This window comes from Janthinobacterium sp. DSP2-3-3 (assembly GCF_049897325.1).
Classification (GTDB): Bacteria; Pseudomonadota; Gammaproteobacteria; order Burkholderiales; family Burkholderiaceae_D; genus Janthinobacterium.
The window spans coordinates 34,025-50,496 of record NZ_JAFCWA010000013.1 but is presented as its reverse complement, the minus strand read 5'-3'; the positions used below and the strand labels follow the sequence as shown (position 1 = coordinate 50,496).

Sequence of the window (16,472 nt, the reverse complement as noted above, 5' to 3'; positions counted from 1 at the left end):
GAAAAGATCAGGACTGCGGCGCCCGCTGCACGTGCGCCACGGCCTTGCCCTTCATCATGACGCCGTAGACGACTGCGGCGATGGCCACGCCCACGAACCAGGCGTAGGTGTAAATGGTTTTAAAGCCTTCGGCCACATCGGGAAACGCCGTGGGAAAGGCTGCATTCAGGAAGCCCGGGATATTCGGCAGCACGGCGATGACAAAGGCAATCAAGGCTGCCATATTCCAGCCATTGCCATACGAGTAGATGCCATCGTCGCGGTACAGCTGCCTGACGTCGAGCTGCGTCTTGCGCACAAAGTAGTAGTCGACGATCAAGATGCCGGCGATGGGGCCAAGCAGGGCCGAATAGCCGATCAGCCACGTGAAGATATAGCCCTGCGTCGATTCGAGCACCTTCCACGGCATCATGACGATGGCGATGAAGGCCGTGATATAGCCGCCCATCTTGTACGAAATCTGCTTCGGTGCCAGCGAGGAGAAGTCATAGGCCGGGCCCACCAGGTTGGCCGCCAGATTGACGCTGACCGTGTCGATCAGCAGGATGATCAGGGCGATCAGCACGGCGGCGCCCGTCATGCGACTGGCCAGGTCCACGGGGTCCCAGATGGCCTTGCCGTACATGACCACGGAGCCTGCCGTAACGATCACGGCCAGCATGGCCAGCAATCCCATGGGCACGGGCAAACCGATGGACTGGCCGATCACCTGGTCGCGCTGGGTCTTGGCGAAGCGCGTGAAATCGGGGATGTTCAATGCTAGGGTGGCCCAGAAACCCACCATGGCCGTCAACGATGGCCAGAAGACGCTCCAGAACTGGCCCGCCTTTTTACCGCCGGGGATGAATTGCGATGGCTGGTCCAGCAGGCTGGCCACGCCGCCGGCCTTGCTGTGCACCCAGTACAGCAGCACGAAGCAGATGAGGATTTTCAGCGGCGCCGTGTACGTTTCCAGCTTGCGGATCGACTCCATGCCATGCAGGATGTAATAGAACTGGATGGCCCAGAAAGCCAGGAAGCACAGCAACTGGCTGCCGTTGATGCCCAGGCCTGCGATCTTTTCGCCACCCAGCTCATGGCCCACCAGCACACCCATCAGGGTGTAGATCATCTGCCCGCCAAACCAGGTCTGGATACCGTACCAGCCGCAGGCGACGATGGCGCGCATCAGGGCCGGCAAGCGCGCGCCCATGGTGCCGAACGAGGCGCGCGCCAGTACGGCATACGGGATGCCGTACTTGGTGCCCGCATGGCCGATCAAGAGCATGGGCAAGAGCACGATGGCGTTGGCGAGAAATACCGTGAGCACGGCCTGGTAACCGGACATGCCGCTGTCGATCAGGCTGGCCGACAGGGTGTAGGCGGGAATGCACATCACCATGCCGACCCACAGCGCGGCGAAGTGATACCAGCGCCAGGTGCGCTGCGCCGCCGTGGTGGGCGCCAGGTCTTCATTCCAGAGTTGCGTGTTGCCTGAATAGTCTTGGTTCACAGGTATGCTCCATCGGTTGGGAGGGGATCGGTTTTATAGAAACGGCTCGACTTTTAAGTCAATCTAGCTTACCGCAAAGGCCAGCCGCTGTTTATAAAATAAACACACGCAAGATATATGCCTTGATGCGTGCCCTACACCGTCTCTACCAACGCATGCGGGTTGCGCGGATCCTGCGTCCAGTTCATGTACGGTTTGTCCGTGACCTGCGGCACCATCGTGATGCAGCCCTGCACCGGACAGGTGATCTCGCACAGGTTGCAGCCCACGCATTCCTCCTTGATCACCTCATACGTGCGCGTGCCGGCAGCGTCGATCAGTTGCGCAATCGACTGGTGCGACGTGTCTTCGCAAGCCACATAGCACTTGCCGCACTTGATGCAGTCGTCCTGGTTGATCTGCGCGATGACCTGATAATTCATGTCCAGGTATTTCCAGTCCGTCGTGTTGGCCACGGCCTTGCCGGAAAAGTCGCTGATGCGTTCGTAGCCCTTCTCGTCCATCCAGCGCGACAAGCCATCCTTCATCTCTTCGACGATGCGAAAACCATGCAACATGGCCGCCGTGCAGACCTGCACGCAGCCGGCGCCCAGAGCGAGGAATTCGGTGGCGTCGCGCCAGTTGCCGATGCCACCGATGCCGGAAATGGGCAAGCCACGCGTCTGCGGATCGCGGGCGATTTCCGCCACCATGTTCAGCGCGATCGGTTTGACGGCCGCACCGCAATAGCCGCCGTGCGTGCTGGCGCCGCCCACGATGGGCAAGGCCACCATGCGGTCCAGGTCCAGTGAGGTAATCGAGTTGATGGTGTTGATCAGCGAGACGGCGTCCGCACCGCCCGCCTTGGCCGCGCGCGCCGGCATACGCACGTCCGTGATGTTGGGCGTGAGCTTGACGATGACGGGTAATTTGCTGTGCTTTTTGCACCAGGCGGTCACCATTTGTACATACTCGGGCACCTGGCCCACGGCCGCGCCCATGCCCCGCTCCGGCATGCCGTGCGGGCAACCGAAATTGAGTTCGATGCCGTCCGCCCCCGTCGCCTCGACCTTGGGCAGGATATCGGCCCAATAGTGTTCTTCGCAGGGCAGCATCAGCGAGACGATCATGGCGCGGTCCGGCCAGTCCTTTTTCACCTGCGTGATTTCGCGCAGATTGATTTCCAGAGAACGGTCGGTAATGAGTTCGATGTTATTGAAACCGACCACTTCGCGGTTCTTGCCATACAGGGCCGAGTAGCGCGACGAGACGTTGACGGCGGCCGGGTCTTCACCCAGGGTTTTCCACACCACGCCGCCCCACCCCGCTTCGAAGGCGCGTACCACGTTATAGGCCTTGTCGGTCGGCGGTGCGGACGCCAGCCAGAAAGGATTCGGCGCCTTGATGCCGCAAAATTCGATGCTGAGATCAGCCATTATGCAGCCTCCACTTTGGAAAGAAGATCGTGATGGATGGCCAGTGCGGCCAGCTTGCCATGCTGGACAGCTTGCACCGTCAAGTCCTGCCCCGGCGCCACGCAGTCGCCGCCCGCGTAGATGCCCGGCAGCACCGTGCGAAAGCCCGTGTCGACGGCGATCTTGTCGCCCTCACGTTTCAGCAATGAAGCCATGGGATCGCGCAGCACTTGCGCATCGAGGCTCTGGCCGATGGCCTTGAAAATGGCATCGGCCGCCACGTCAAACGTTTCGCCCCTCCCCGCCAGGCGCGTGCCCTGCATCCGCGTTTTCTCGAAACGCATGCCCGCCACATGGCCAGTCGCGTCGAGCAGCACCTGCTGCGGCTGGGCCCACGTCAGCATGCGCACCTGGTTGGCCTTGGCGATATCCTGTTCGTGGTGGGTGGCCGTCATGGCGTCGAAACCGCGTCGGTACACGAGGGTGACTTCCTCCGCGCCCAAACGGCCAATCTGCACGGCCATGTCGATGGCCGTATTGCCGGCGCCGATGACGATGGCGCGTTTCGGCACGGGCAGCGCGGCCAGGTCGTCCGCCTGGCGCAGCGCACTGATATAGTCGACGGCGGCCAGCAAGCCCGGTGCATCCTCGCCCGTCAGGCCCAGCTTGCGGCTGGCACCCAGGCCCAGGCCCAGGAAGACGGCATCGTACTGCGCGTGCAGGTCGCGCAGCTGCAGGTTCGTGCCCAACGCCTGGGGACATCGGATCTCGATGCCGCCTATCTGCAGCAGGAAGTCGATTTCCTTTTGCGCAAAATCTTCCGTGAGCTTGTACTTGGCGATGCCGTATTCATTCAAGCCGCCCGCCTTATCTTCCTTTTCAAAGATCACCACGTCGTGCCCCAGCATGGCCAGACGGTGCGCACAGGACAGTCCCGCCGGTCCCGCGCCGACGATGGCTATCGTCTTGCCCGTGGCGGCCGCCCGCTGGAACGGGTGCTGCGCGAAATGCATGTGGTCGACAGCGTAGCGCTGCAGCAGGCCAATCTTGACGGGCTGGCCTTCCGCGTCGTGGTTGCGCACGCAGACGTCTTCACACAGGATTTCCGTGGGGCAGACGCGGGCGCAGCTGCCGCCCAGGATGTTCTGCTTCAGGATGCCGGCGGCGGCGCCGTTGATGTTCTTGTCGTGGATATTGCGGATGAAGCTGGCAACGTCGATTTCCGACGGACAGATACGACTGCACGGCGCGTCGTAGCAATACAGGCAGCGGGCGCTTTCGATGGCCGCCTGGCGCGCCGTCAGGGGCGGCGCCAGGTCCGTGAAATGACCCGCCAATTCCTCGTTGGGCAGGGCGGGATGCGGCAAATACTTCAAGGACTCGATCATCGCGTTTTCCTTCTTTGAGCCTGCGGTGGATTTAGTGTATAACCGTCACTTCATCTGGGGAAAAGCAAATTCCACACCAGCGCTTGCCGTGTTCGGCCAGCGCTGCATCACGGCCTTGTGGCGCGTGTAGAAACGCACGCCTTCGGGTCCATACGCGTGGTGATCGCCGAACATGCTGCGCTTCCAGCCGCCAAAGCTGTTGAAGGCCATCGGCACGGGCAAGGGGATATTGACGCCCACCATGCCGACCTGGATCTGGCGCACGAATTCGCGCGCCACGCCGCCGTCGCGCGTGTAGATGGCCACGCCGTTGCCATACTCGTTGGCGTTGATCAGCTCCACCGCATGCACCACATCAGGACAGCGCAGCACGCACAGCACGGGGCCGAAAATCTCTTCCTTGTAGATGCTCATCTCGCGTGTCACATGGTCGAACAAGGTACCGCCGACAAAGAAGCCTTTCTCGCGGCCCGGCACCACATGGTTGCGGCCATCGACCACTAAAGTCGCGCCCTGCTCCACGCCCGAGGCGATGAGTTTTTCGATGCGCTGCTTGGCTGCCAGCGAGACGACCGGCCCCATTTCCGCACCATCAGCCATGCCGTCGCGCACTTTCAGTGCAGCCGTGCGCGTTGCCAGTGCATCGATCAACTTGTCGCCCGCGTCGCCCACGGCCACAACCACCGAGATGGCCATGCAGCGTTCGCCCGCCGAACCGTAGGCCGCGCCGATCAACGCGTCGACCGTCATCTCCATGTCCGCATCGGGCATCACCACCATGTGATTCTTCGCGCCACCCAGGGCTTGCACGCGCTTGCCGCTGGCGCTGCCGCGCGCATAGATATATTCGGCAATCGGCGTCGAACCGACAAAGCTGATCGCCTGCACCACCGGGTGATCGAGCAAGGCGTCGACCGTCACCTTGTCTCCCTGCACCACGTTGAAGACGCCGTCGGGCAAGCCCGCTTCTTTCAGCAGTTTCGCGTGCAGCAAGGAGGCCGACGGATCGCGCTCGGACGGTTTCAGGACGAAGGTATTGCCGCAAGCGATGGCGACGGGGAACATCCACATCGGCACCATCACAGGGAAGTTGAATGGCGTGATGCCGGCCACCACACCCAGCGCCTGGCGCATGGACCAGGCGTCGATGCCGCGCGAAATCTGGTCCGTAAATTCGCCCTTTAACAATTGCGGAATACCGACGGCAAATTCCACCATCTCGATGCCGCGCGCCACCTCGCCCTGCGCATCGGCAAAAGTCTTGCCATGCTCGCGCGTGAGCATGGCGGCAAATTCGTCCGTGTGCTGTTGACACAGCTGCAGGTAACGGAACAGGACACGGGCGCGGCTCAACGGCGGCGTGGCCGACCATACGGGAAAGGCGGCGGCGGCGGCCTGCACGGCCGCATCCACGTCTTCCACGGTGCCGAGCGCGACCCGAGCGACCGGTACGCCCAGTGCCGGGTTATACACGTCGCCATAGCGTCCGCTAGTGGTGTCGACCTTGGCGCCGTTGATGAAGTGGGTGATGGTGTCGAGAGTGTTCATGGTGTTCCTTAGTCGAGATTTCTTAATACCTTGGCCAGCTTGCCAAACAGCTCGTCGACATGCTGTTTTTCCAGCACCAGCGGCGGCGACAGGGCGATGATGTCACCCGTCGTGCGTATCAGCACGCCGTCAGCGAAGGCCTGCTTGAAGGCGTTGAAAGCGCGCGCGCCGGGTTTGCCGGCGATGGGGGCAAGCTCGATGCCGGCGATCAGGCCGATGCTGCGCAAGTCGATCACGTGCGGCAGTCCCTTGAGCGAATGCACGGCGTCGCTCCAATACGCCTGCATCGCTTTAGCGTGGCCCAGGATGTCCTGTTCCTCGAACACTTGCAGGGTCGCCAGCGAGGCGGCGCAGGCAAGAGGGTGGCCGGAATACGTGTAACCGTGGAACAGTTCGATGCCGGCTGGCGCGTCCATGAAGGCATCATGGATGTACTGTTTGCTGAACACGGCGCCCATCGGCACCATACCGTTGGTCAAGCCCTTGGCCGTCGTCATCAGATCAGGCTCGACGTCAAAATAGTCGGCTGCAAATGGCGTCGTCATGCGGCCGAAACCCGTGATGACTTCATCGAAGATGAGCAGGATGCCATGCTTGGTGCACAGCTCGCGCAAGCGTTTCAAATAGCCTTTCGGCGGAATCAGCACGCCAGTGGAACCGGCCACCGGTTCGACGATGACGGCGGCAATCGTCGAGGCGTCGTGCAGCGCGACGATGCGTTCCAGTTCATCGGCCAGGTGCGTGCCGTATTCGGGCTCTCCCACCGTGTAGGCGTTCTTGTCCAGGTTGTGCGTGTGCGGCAGGTGGTCCACGCCCGGCAGCAAGGGGCCAAAGGCCTTGCGGTTGCCGCCGATGCCGCCCACGGAAATGCCGCCGAAGCCCACGCCGTGATAACCGCGCTCGCGGCCGATCAGGCGGGTACGTGCGCCCTCGCCACGTGCCCGGTGGTAGGCCAGCGCCATCTTCAGGGCAGTGTCCACCGCCTCGGAACCGGAGTTGGTATAGAAGACGTGACCAAATTTATGCCCCGTATAGTCCATCAGTTTTTCCGCCAGGTCGAAGGCGGCCGGATGACCCATCTGGAAGGTGGGAGCGAAGTCCAGCTGGCCCACCATGTCGCGGATGGCGCCGACGATTTTCGGCTGCGCATGGCCGCACGGCACGCACCACAGGCCGGCCGTGCCATCGAGGATAGCGTTGCCATCGACGTCCTTGTAGTACATGCCTTCGGCCGAGACCAGCAGGCGCGGATTAGCCTTGAAATCGCGGTTATTCGTAAACGGCATCCAGAATGCCGACATCGATTCCGGCCTTGTTTCGTTCATGACCTTCTCCTTGGGATGGGCTGCCGCAGCGCCAAGATCGTTTTTGACGAAGCGTAAAATAATTTACCAGTTGGCAAAAAGCTGATGTAATAATAGACAGGCCATCCCCAATGGCACAGATACACAAACGGCAAAGTATCCCAACCGTACAGGTCGGAAAAACAGTACAGTTTTGTGCAAGGCCGCATAAGGAGCCACCGTGAAGTACAGCGACAGCACAGACGATGCCCCCGAGCAAGCGACCGGCTGGCCCGTGCTGGACATCGACCGCCAGAAAAAGGGTGGCCTCGTCGAGCAGATCGTCATCGCCATCAGCGTCATGGTGGGCAGCCGCGCCCTGCGCATCGGCACGCGGATGCCGTCCGTGCGCCAGTTCGCCAGATGCAACGGCGTATCGACCTTTACCGTCGTCGAATCATATGACCGCTTGGTCAACCTGGGCCTGCTGTCGTCGCGGCGCGGTTCCGGCTATTTCGTCGCGCGCCACGATATCGCCGCCTCGCCGCAAGCGGCCCTCATTGCCAACACCCTTGCCAGCCCCACCGCCATCGACGCCCTCACGCCCGACCTGTATTCGGGCGTCTCGGAAGCGCTGCCCGTGGGTGCGGGCTGGCTGCCACCCGAGATGTATGGCGAAGCGACCGTGCTCGATGCCGTGCGCCAAGCCATGCGCATTCCCGCCAGCCGCCTGCGCGGCTATGGCCATCCGCTGGGCTTTCCCTCGCTGCGCCAGCACCTGGCAACAAGCCTGTCGGAAGATCTGTTCCAGGTGGCGCCGGACCAGGTCTTGCTGACGCACGGCGCCACGCATGCGTTCGATCTGATCCTGCGCAGCCTGACCAAGCCGGGCGACACGGTGCTGGTGGAGGACCCCGGCTACAGCAATTTGCAGTCGTTGATCCGGCACCACGGCTGCATCCCCGTCGGTATAGCGCGTGGCGAGGCCGGCCTCGATCTCGATGCGCTGGCCAGCGAGGCCGCACGCACCCAGCCCAAGCTGATGTTCGTCAACACGGTGCTGCAAAATCCGCTCGGCACCTCACTCAGCCAGGCGCAAACGCACCGCCTGCTGGCGCTGGCCGAACAATTCGATTTCTGGCTGGTGGAAGACGATATCTACCGCGAACTGGCGGCGCGCGGCGAAGCATCGCTGGCGGCGATGGATGGCTTGCGCCGCGTGATCCGCGTGGGCAGTTTTTCCAAAACCCTGTCGCCCGTGCTGCGCGTCGGTTCCATCTGCGCCTCGCTGTCGCTGGTGGCCGAACTGGTGCGCGTGAAAATGCTGGCGGGACTGACGACGTCGGAAATCAACGAGCGCGCCGTCTACCACGCCATCTGCGCGCGGCCCTACAAGCGCATGGTCGAGCGCCTGGTGGCGCAACTCGATGCGGCCCGCGAACGCAGCATCGACTGCCTGGCGCAGGCAGGCATGGAGCCCGTGGCGCGGCCCCGCGGTGGCATGTTCGTCAGCGCCGGCTGGCCCGACCTGCAAACGCCGGAGTGGAATGGCAAGATCATCGCCGACATGGCTTTGAAGGCCGGCATCCTGCTGTCGCCGAATGAATTTTTCATGCTGCGCGCGCCCGAGACGGTGTGGTTCCGCTTCAACGTGGCCTACACCGATACCCCCGTGCTGCAAGTTTTCCTGCAATCGATACGCCCACGCTAAAGAATCCGCCATGGCCAGCGATAAATCCCCTGCCCTTTCCGTGAAAAATGCCGGCGGCCGGCGCCTGCAAAACCGCGACCGCCTGGAAGCGGACATCCTGGAACAAGCCGTGCGCGTGTTCGCGGAAAGCGGCTATGAGGGCGCCTCGATCGCCACCATCGCCGAGCGGGCTGGCCTGTCGAAGCAAAACCTGATGTATTACTTCCCGTCCAAGCAGCTGCTGTACCAGCGCGTGCTCGACGATGTGCTCGACGACTGGCTGGCGCGCATGGAGTCGCTGGCCAATGAGCACGACGAACCGCGCGATGTGCTGCGCGCCTATATCGGCGCCAAGCTGCGTTTTTCGCGCGAACAGCCATGGGCTTCGCGCGTGTATGCGCTGGAAGTGATCAATGGCGCGCCCCTGTACGGCGCGCAGATACGCGACAGGGTCGTGCCCCTGCTGCGCAAGGATATCGCCGTCTTCGAAGGCTGGATCGCGGCCGGCAGGATCGCGCCCGTCAACGCCACGCACCTGATGTTCGCCATCTGGGCGATGACGCAATCGTATGCGGATTTTTCGGCGCAAATGGCCCTGGTGCTGGAACGCAAGCAGCTCACGCGCAAGGATTACGAGGATGCCGAAATCCTGCTCACGCACATGGTGCAGGCGGCGGTGTCCATGCCGCCAGCAGGCGAAAAAAAACCGCCTTGAAAGGCGGTTTCCTGAACAGCGCGAACGCTTACGCTACCGTCTTGCTTTTGCGGCGGCGCGCCATGCAGCCAACCAGCCCCAGGCCTGCCAACAACATCGCATAGGTTTCCGGTTCCGGCACGGCCGAGACATAACCGGCCACGTTGGTAGCGTTGAAATAATGGTTGGCGTTGACCTGGATGTTAGAGGCCCAGTTACCCACCACCACGTTGCCGTTGATCTGGCCATTGCCACCGGCCAGGGTCGCCAGCGGCGCCAGAATGCTGCCATACAGGCCCACGCCGTTCAAGGTAATGCTTTGTGCTTCATAGAAGTTGTATAACACATTGTATTTGCTGAAATCGCCGTAGCCACCGGACAGCTTCACGTTCGTGCCGCTGATATTGAGGATCAGGGTGTCGTTCGTGTGCAGGTTGCTGAACTTGAAGTTGTTCACAGAGCCCAGCGTCGCGGAAGTCAGGTCGAACACTTGGACATTGCCCGTGCCACCCTTCAGGGTCATGCCGCCATAGGCTACCGAGCTGCTGCCCGTAGACGCCACTTTCGCCAGCGAGGTCGAGGTGTTTTTCAGTTGGGCCGAGGTGGAGGCAAACGATACCGGCGACGCCGTGGTCTTGGTCGCCTTGTTCAGGCCCACGCTGCTCGTCGTCGTGCTGCCGCCCACAAAGTAGTTACCGTTCTTGATCGAACCGGAGCTGTAGTTCAGGTTGCCGCCAACGACCAGCGCATAGCCGGTATTACCGTGCTTGACGTAGGCGTCCTTGTTCTTGTCATTGATCGAATAGTTAGACCCCGTCAGATTACCGGCGACCAACACGCCGCCTTCAACATCGCTGCCGGACGCGCTGAAGTTGCTCAGAGAATACAAATTGGCGCCACCGATACCCAGATCGACAACACCGGCTTGCGCGGCGCCGGCAGTGAACACGGTCGACAGAACGAGAAGGAGTGACAATTTAGGCATGTTTGACATTTTATTTCCAGAAAGAAAATTAACTTGACGTCAGAATATCATATACATTGGATTTGAGATGTCGCAAACCAACAAATTTTGTAACAATAATACAAACATAGTTGCACAATGAGAATTATTCTCCTGTCGCTGCCCGAAGAACGCCCAAGCCAGCCGGATTACGCTTAAAACAGACGAGCAAACAGCCGTCTGTTCTGCACTTTCAATATTGCTTAGAAGCATAGCCAACTTGGTGATACGATCGCGGCAGCGCCGGACGAGGCCAGCCCACATAGTACGAAATCATAAGGATAAAGCACGCATGAAACGATTGTTCCTAGGCGCACTGATGCTGGCATATGCCTGCGGCGCACACGCCGATGTTTTTAACATGATCGACAATCAGCCGCTCAGCGAAACCTGGCTCAACGCAGGCTTTTATTCGTACCACTTTCAGCGCGACAAGAACCTGAACGACAGCAATCCGGGCCTGGGCGCCGAATACCGCTTTTCTACCGTCGCGTCGGTCACGGCCGGGCGCTTCTACAATAGCGATCGCGCCTACTCGAACTACCTGGGCGTGTACTACCAGCCCATCAAAGTAGGCCCGCTGCGCATCGGCGCCGTCGTTGGCGGCTTCAGCGGCTATCCAAAGATGCGCGATGGCGGCTGGTTCCCGGCCCTGGTCCCCACCATCAGCTATGAATACCAGCGCGTAGGCGTGAATATCGCCATCGTGCCTTCCTACAAGGACCGTTTGTATGGCGCCCTCAGCGTCCAGCTGAAACTCAAGGTCTTTGAATAACCGTTTGTCCCAGCCTTTCACCGTTCGCTCCGCCATTCCTGCCATTCGTCGCATACGCGATGTTCGGCGGCAAGGTTTTACCTATAGTGGACTCATCGCCAGCCTGCATACGGCAGCGGCAACCACAGGAGAACGGCATGAAAGACATCAATTCGGCACCGGGCAGCACTTCCTTCAGCGCTTTCTGGAGCGAACTGTGCGCTTACGCGCGCCAGGGCATGGCCGCCCTGCGCGCCATGTCCTGGCCCATGCTGCTGGGGTGCTGCCTGGGACTGGCGTTCTTGATCACCATCTTGCCACTGGCCATCATGCTGTTTGCCCTCGTCATGCTGCTGAGATGGTCAAGCAACAGCGACGACACGGGCACGGAAACGAAGGCGGCGAACTCTCCTCAGTCAACGCAATAAAAATTTGCGTCGTGGCAAGAGTGCAATGATTGTTCTATGGCACTATAGATGCGCGTAGCATTGACGGGCATCAACCCCATCTCGATGGATGGGTTTGAGACGGAACGCTACGCAGGATAGACAATCAAAGCTACTCCCCCTCTGCCATAGGAGTTTTCTGATGACCACGACAGCAAAAGCCACAGCAGCTACGACCATTCCCTGCCTGCGCTACCGCGATGCCCCCGCCGCCATCGAATGGCTGTGCACCGCACTCGGTTTTGAAAAACAATTGATCGTGCCTGACGGCAACGGTGGCGTTGCCCATGCGCAACTGAGCTTTGGCAATGGCATGGTCATGGTGGCACCGGCCCTCGACAGCGACTATGGCCGCCTGATGAAGCTGCCTGGCGACATCGGCGGCGCCAACACGCAGAACTGCTACCTGGTCGTCAGCGACGCAGACGCCGTCTACCGCAGCGCGCGCGAGGCCGGCGCCGAGATCGTGCTCGACATCAAGGATGAAGACTACGGCGGACGGGGCTTTACCTGCCGCGACCCGGAAGGCCACATCTGGAGCCTGGGCACCTACGACCCATGGTAAGACGGAGAACAATGATTATCAGCACCCTCACCGCCGCCAGCCTTGCGCTGGTCGGCGGCTTCCTGTCCGCTCCCGTCCTCGTCGACGAGCACCTCAACCGTGTCCACGCGCCGTCTGGCAAGGTACCATCGACAGCCACTGTGGCCCTGCACCAGAGCCTGTGGATCGCCGACCTGCACGCCGACAGCTTGCTATGGCAACGCAATCTGAACCGCGACAGCCAGCGCGGCCATGTCGACTTCCCCCGCCTGCAGCGGGCCAACGTGGCGCTGCAAGCGTTTTCCGTCGTCACCAAGACGCCGCGCAAGATGAATATCGAGCGCAATGGCAGCGACACGGACAACATCACGACACTGGTGATGGCGCAAGGCTTGCCGCCCGCCACCTGGAACAGCCTGCTGGCACGCGCCACCTACCAGGCCGACGAGCTGCGCCAGCAAGCGGCCAAGAGCCATGGCAAGGTCCGCGTGATCGGCAGCCGCGCCCAGCTGCGCGGTTTCATCGCCGCGCGCGAAAAGGATCCCGCCCTGCTGGCCGGCTGGCTAACACTGGAAGGCGCACATGCACTCGAAGGCAAGCTGGACAACCTCGATATCTTGTACCGGGCGGGCTTCCGCATGGCCGCTCCAACGCATTTCTTCGATACGGAACTGTCCGGCTCCCAGCATGGTTTGAAAAAAGGCGGCCTGACGCCACTGGGCCGGCAATGGCTGCGCGCCATGGAGCAGCGCAAGATGATCGTCGACCTGGCACACGCCTCGCCTGCCACCATCGACGACGTGTTAACTTTGACGAAACGCCCCGTGATGGTGTCGCACACGGGCGTGCGCGGCACCTGCGCCAATGGACGCAACCTGAGCGACGCACAATTGAAACGCATCGCCGCCCAGGGTGGCCTGGTGGGCATCGGTTTCTGGAATACGGCTGTCTGCGGCAAGGATGTGGCATCCATCGCGCGCGCCATCAAGTACACGGTAAAGCTGATCGGCGCGGAACATGTGGCCTATGGTTCGGACTTCGACGGCGCCGTTACCACCGCCATCGATGCAAGCGGCTTGCCGCGCCTGACGCAGGCGCTGCTCGATGCGGGCTTGTCGGAAGCGCAAATCCGCCGCGTGGCGGGCGAAAACGTGCGCGACTTCTTACTCAAGAACCTGCCCGACGACGACGCCTAGCCCAAGGCGCTGATCAAAGCCTGGTGAGCCACCTGGCGTGGCCGGATGCGTATCAGCTTGCGGTACAGGGGCGGCATGGCGTCGCACAGCGCCAGCAGCGCGTCTTCCGCCATGGCCGGGTGCACGTATTGGAATTGTGCCGGATTATTCTCCGGCAGCGCCCCTTCCATGGTGGAGCCGTAGGCGCCCAGAGTCATGAAACTGGCGGCGCTGTCGTCCGGGCCGATGGCCAGCACGAAAGTGCCATACTTGGGGTGACCCAGGTAACTTTTGATCTCCTCCTGCCGCGCCGGCTCCGCATTCACCATCAATTCATAACGCAATTGCGCATACTGGCGCGTGCATTCCATAAATGGCGTACGGATGGCCGACTGCGCCAATTTTCCCGGCATGCACAACAACAGGTTGCCAAAGGAATCGAGCAAGGCGGCCGCGTCGCCCTGGCCGCCATCGCGCACATCCTGCTCCATGGCCGCCTGCAGGAATGGCGCCAGGCCAGCATCGGGCGCATGTGGCTCGCAGCGGTAAGTCAAAGCGTCGGGATAGCGGCGGCGCAAAGCGCGCACCACGGCATGCTCGGACGGCAAGGTGGCCGGATCGCGCAGATGCACGTCGTCGCAGGCGTTCAGCAGCTGCATCACCTGCGCCGATGTCGCTTCGAACACGAGCGAGCACAGTGCCTGCGTCGCCTCATGGATGCTCTTGCCGATGAAAAAAGATCTGGGCGCGGCACCGGACGGCAGGCGCGCATACTCGGTGGCACCGCGCACGGCCGGATAGCAAAAGCTGCGGCCGGCCTGGGCCTGCAGCGGCGCCGGCAAGGCCGTGAACGTGGCAGCGCCATCGTAATTGATGCCCGCCTTGACGTCGGGCGCGGCTACCACTACGTTGAAACCGGCCGCCAGAATGGCACCCGTGCACATGCAGCACGGGTCGAGCGAGGTGACGATGGTCAGCTCACCCGGCGGCGGCAAGGGCGTGCCCTTGGCCCGTTCGGCAAAATACCAGTCCACCAGTTGGCGCTCGCCATGCGCGGTGGGGTCGAACACCAGGCCCTGGCGCACGACATTGTTGTGCATCGATTGCAGCACATTGCCGGCGCCATCGAGCAGCACGCCACCCACGCCGAAGGTACCCTGCGTCTTGGCGGCCATGGCTTCGGCCGCGGCAATCGCCACGGCGGCCTGGATGTCGATCGTCTTGTTCAAGCGGATCCTGTTACTGCATATCCAGGTCGGAATTGCCGAAGCCGTGCGGCAGCAGCCAGCCCGCCGTCACTTCCATGACATCGTTTTTCAGGTTCGTCAGGATCACCGGCAGGTCGGCGCCGCCCATCTCGAAGATCACCTGGCGGCAGGCGCCGCATGGCGAGATCGGTTCCGCCGTATCGCCCGTGACGGCCAGCTTGGCGAAATCGCCCGGCTTGCAGCCATGCGCGATGGCGCTGAAAAACGCCGTGCGCTCGGCGCAGTTGCACAGGCCATACGCGGCGTTTTCCACGTTACAGCCACGGAAGACGCGGCCATCCTTGCACAGCAGGGCTGCGCCCACCTTGAAACGCGAATACGGCGCGTAGGCCAGTTCACGGCCAGCATTGGCTTCGGCGATCAGTTCTTGGTTATTCATTTTTATATCTATGTGTTGAGGTCACCCCAGATCTTGCTATGGGGCTAAAAGTATTTACGGACGAATGGTACGGTAAATGACAGGATTGGGCGTCAGCGCCACTGCGCTGATGGCATACGCATCCTGGATTTCCTTGACGGCTTGCTGCGCTGCCGCTGGCGTACGCGCATGCACCATGGCCAGCGGCTGGCCGACAGCCACTGGCTCGCCCAGGCCCACCAGATCCGTCAGGCCGACAGCGAAATCGATACTGTCCGTCGGGCGACGGCGGCCACCACCCAAGGCCACCACGGCCAGGCCGATGGCGCGGCAATCGCGCACATTCGCGTAACCGGACGACAGCGCTGGTGCCGGCACGACGAACGGCGCCTGCTCCAGGTGCTTGTCCGGATCCTCGATCAAGTCCGCCGGGCCGCCCAGCGCGGAGACCATGCGCGAGAAGCGCTCGGCCGCTTCGCCCGAATCGAGGGCAGCCATCAATTTCACGCGCGCTTCTTCTTCAGTCGCAGCCAGGCCGCCCAGCACCAGCATCTCGGCGCACAGCGCCAGGGTGACTTCATGCAGGCGCACGGGACGCGAACGGCCCGTCAGGTAATCCATGGCGCCACGCACTTCCAGCGCATTGCCAGCATATGGCGCCAGCGATTCGTTCATGTCCGTCAGGATGGCCGACGTCTGCATGCCCGCGCCATTGCCGACGGCGACAATGCTCTCGGCCAGTTCCACCGACTTGTCATAGGTCGGCATGAAGGCGCCCGTGCCCACTTTGACATCCATCACCAGCGCGTCCAGGCCGGCCGACAGTTTCTTCGACAGGATGGAGCCGGTGATCATGGCCACCGATTCCACCGTGGCGGTGACGTCGCGGATGCTGTAAAAACGCTTGTCGGCCGGCGCCAGCTGCGCCGTCTGGCCAATGATGGCCACGCCGATATCCTGCACCACCTTGCGGAACAGTTCATTGTCCGGCACGGTGCAGTAGCCGGGAATGGCATCGAACTTGTCCAGCGTGCCGCCCGTGTGGCCCAGGCCGCGGCCCGAGATCATCGGCACGTAACCGCCGCACGCGGCGACCATAGGGCCCAGCAGCAGGGAAACGACGTCGCCCACGCCGCCCGTCGAATGCTTGTCGACGACAGGGCCGGGCAGGTTCAGCGAACGCCAATCGAGCACGTGGCCGGAATCGCGCATGGCCAGGGTGAACGCCACGCGCTCGTCCATGTTCATGTCGTTGAAAAAGACGGCCATTCCCAGCGCCGCGATCTGGCCTTCGCTGACGCTGCCGTCAGTGATGCCACGCACGAAAAACTGGATTTCCTCGGCGCTCAACACGCCCTTGTCGCGCTTCTTGCGAATAATTTCCTGGGTTAACAACATCGAATAACTCCGATCATGAGATTTGGGGTCAGAGCCG

15 protein-coding genes are annotated in these 16,472 nt (G+C 61.8%); 6 read left to right on the top strand and 9 right to left on the bottom strand.

The features are described 5' to 3' along the window. Positions 1-7: 7 nt before the first annotated feature. From ACP7DE_RS22810 to ACP7DE_RS22790, 5 genes are all read right to left on the bottom strand, one after another. Complete coding sequence (locus tag ACP7DE_RS22810; protein ID WP_426074229.1) at positions 8-1,492, bottom strand: NCS1 family nucleobase:cation symporter-1; 1,485 nt, start codon at positions 1,490-1,492, stop codon at positions 8-10. A gap of 134 nt (positions 1,493-1,626) precedes the next feature. After that, positions 1,627-2,907 carry an NAD-dependent dihydropyrimidine dehydrogenase subunit PreA gene (gene preA, locus ACP7DE_RS22805; RefSeq protein WP_426074228.1) on the bottom strand — a complete coding sequence of 427 codons (1,281 nt, stop codon included), beginning with the start codon at positions 2,905-2,907 and terminating at the stop codon, positions 1,627-1,629. Then, on the bottom strand, positions 2,907-4,274 hold the full coding sequence (locus ACP7DE_RS22800) for an NAD(P)-dependent oxidoreductase (RefSeq protein ID WP_426074227.1): 1,368 nt from the start codon (positions 4,272-4,274) through the stop codon (positions 2,907-2,909). The genes preA and ACP7DE_RS22800 overlap by 1 nt, the downstream gene beginning before the upstream one ends. 45 nt (positions 4,275-4,319) lie before the next feature. Then, entirely contained in the window at positions 4,320-5,822 is a 1,503-nt protein-coding gene (locus ACP7DE_RS22795; protein ID WP_426074226.1) for a CoA-acylating methylmalonate-semialdehyde dehydrogenase, read from the bottom strand. 8 nt (positions 5,823-5,830) lie between these two features. After that, a complete protein-coding gene (locus ACP7DE_RS22790; RefSeq protein WP_426074225.1) occupies positions 5,831-7,147 on the bottom strand; it encodes an aspartate aminotransferase family protein in 1,317 nt (438 codons plus the stop codon). Between the two features lie 199 nt (positions 7,148-7,346). Between ACP7DE_RS22790 and ACP7DE_RS22785 the strand changes: the two genes are divergently transcribed. Together ACP7DE_RS22785 and ACP7DE_RS22780 are read left to right on the top strand one after the other, a co-directional pair. Beyond that, positions 7,347-8,816 carry a PLP-dependent aminotransferase family protein gene (locus ACP7DE_RS22785; protein ID WP_426074224.1) on the top strand — a complete coding sequence of 490 codons (1,470 nt, stop codon included), beginning with the start codon at positions 7,347-7,349 and terminating at the stop codon, positions 8,814-8,816. A 10-nt stretch (positions 8,817-8,826) separates the two neighbouring features. Continuing rightward, positions 8,827-9,510 carry a TetR/AcrR family transcriptional regulator gene (locus tag ACP7DE_RS22780; RefSeq protein ID WP_426074223.1) on the top strand — a complete coding sequence of 228 codons (684 nt, stop codon included), beginning with the start codon at positions 8,827-8,829 and terminating at the stop codon, positions 9,508-9,510. Between the two features lie 28 nt (positions 9,511-9,538). Here the strand turns inward: ACP7DE_RS22780 and ACP7DE_RS22775 are convergent, their stop codons facing one another. After that, positions 9,539-10,483 (bottom strand): choice-of-anchor A family protein, encoded by a 945-nt coding sequence (locus ACP7DE_RS22775; protein ID WP_426074222.1) that lies wholly within the window; start codon positions 10,481-10,483, stop codon positions 9,539-9,541. Between the two features lie 301 nt (positions 10,484-10,784). On the opposite strand from ACP7DE_RS22775, the gene ACP7DE_RS22770 reads away from it, so the two are divergent. The 4 genes from ACP7DE_RS22770 to ACP7DE_RS22755 all read left to right on the top strand — a co-directional run bounded on the left by ACP7DE_RS22770 (position 10,785) and on the right by ACP7DE_RS22755 (position 13,432). Further along, a complete protein-coding gene (locus ACP7DE_RS22770) occupies positions 10,785-11,267 on the top strand; it encodes a hypothetical protein (protein WP_426074221.1) in 483 nt (160 codons plus the stop codon). Positions 11,268-11,404: 137 nt separating this feature from the next. Beyond that, complete coding sequence (locus ACP7DE_RS22765) at positions 11,405-11,674, top strand: hypothetical protein (protein ID WP_426074220.1); 270 nt, start codon at positions 11,405-11,407, stop codon at positions 11,672-11,674. 160 nt (positions 11,675-11,834) lie between these two features. Continuing rightward, positions 11,835-12,257 (top strand): VOC family protein, encoded by a 423-nt coding sequence (locus ACP7DE_RS22760; RefSeq protein WP_426074219.1) that lies wholly within the window; start codon positions 11,835-11,837, stop codon positions 12,255-12,257. Between the two features lie 11 nt (positions 12,258-12,268). Beyond that, positions 12,269-13,432: a dipeptidase gene (locus ACP7DE_RS22755; RefSeq protein ID WP_426074218.1), complete on the top strand. Its 1,164-nt coding sequence runs from the start codon at positions 12,269-12,271 to the stop codon at positions 13,430-13,432. Here the strand turns inward: ACP7DE_RS22755 and ACP7DE_RS22750 are convergent. From ACP7DE_RS22750 to deoA, 3 genes are read right to left on the bottom strand one after another with little or no spacing between them, the layout of a single operon-like run. Then, the gene (locus tag ACP7DE_RS22750; protein ID WP_426074332.1) at positions 13,429-14,646 is read right to left on the bottom strand and encodes a nucleoside deaminase; all 1,218 of its coding nucleotides are present in this window, start codon (positions 14,644-14,646) and stop codon (positions 13,429-13,431) included. The genes ACP7DE_RS22755 and ACP7DE_RS22750 overlap by 4 nt on opposite strands. A gap of 4 nt (positions 14,647-14,650) precedes the next feature. After that, entirely contained in the window at positions 14,651-15,058 is a 408-nt protein-coding gene (locus tag ACP7DE_RS22745; protein ID WP_116743284.1) for a cytidine deaminase, read from the bottom strand. Between the two features lie 54 nt (positions 15,059-15,112). Then, positions 15,113-16,435: a thymidine phosphorylase gene (gene deoA, locus ACP7DE_RS22740; protein ID WP_426074217.1), complete on the bottom strand. Its 1,323-nt coding sequence runs from the start codon at positions 16,433-16,435 to the stop codon at positions 15,113-15,115. Positions 16,436-16,472: the final 37 nt, after the last annotated feature.

What these genes read in the sequence shown, in the direction of transcription:
- preA (WP_426074228.1), bottom strand. Translation starts at nt 2,907, where the DNA reads ATGGCTGATCTCAGCATCGAATTTTGCGGCATCAAGGCGCCGAATCCT.
- ACP7DE_RS22800 (WP_426074227.1), bottom strand. Translation starts at nt 4,274, where the DNA reads ATGATCGAGTCCTTGAAGTATTTGCCGCATCCCGCCCTGCCCAACGAG.
- ACP7DE_RS22795 (WP_426074226.1), bottom strand. Translation starts at nt 5,822, where the DNA reads ATGAACACTCTCGACACCATCACCCACTTCATCAACGGCGCCAAGGTC.
- ACP7DE_RS22790 (WP_426074225.1), bottom strand. Translation starts at nt 7,147, where the DNA reads ATGAACGAAACAAGGCCGGAATCGATGTCGGCATTCTGGATGCCGTTT.
- ACP7DE_RS22780 (WP_426074223.1), top strand. Translation starts at nt 8,827, where the DNA reads ATGGCCAGCGATAAATCCCCTGCCCTTTCCGTGAAAAATGCCGGCGGC.
- ACP7DE_RS22775 (WP_426074222.1), bottom strand. Translation starts at nt 10,483, where the DNA reads ATGTCAAACATGCCTAAATTGTCACTCCTTCTCGTTCTGTCGACCGTG.
- ACP7DE_RS22770 (WP_426074221.1), top strand. Translation starts at nt 10,785, where the DNA reads ATGAAACGATTGTTCCTAGGCGCACTGATGCTGGCATATGCCTGCGGC.
- ACP7DE_RS22765 (WP_426074220.1), top strand. Translation starts at nt 11,405, where the DNA reads ATGAAAGACATCAATTCGGCACCGGGCAGCACTTCCTTCAGCGCTTTC.
- ACP7DE_RS22760 (WP_426074219.1), top strand. Translation starts at nt 11,835, where the DNA reads ATGACCACGACAGCAAAAGCCACAGCAGCTACGACCATTCCCTGCCTG.
- ACP7DE_RS22755 (WP_426074218.1), top strand. Translation starts at nt 12,269, where the DNA reads ATGATTATCAGCACCCTCACCGCCGCCAGCCTTGCGCTGGTCGGCGGC.
- ACP7DE_RS22745 (WP_116743284.1), bottom strand. Translation starts at nt 15,058, where the DNA reads ATGAATAACCAAGAACTGATCGCCGAAGCCAATGCTGGCCGTGAACTG.
- deoA (WP_426074217.1), bottom strand. Translation starts at nt 16,435, where the DNA reads ATGTTGTTAACCCAGGAAATTATTCGCAAGAAGCGCGACAAGGGCGTG.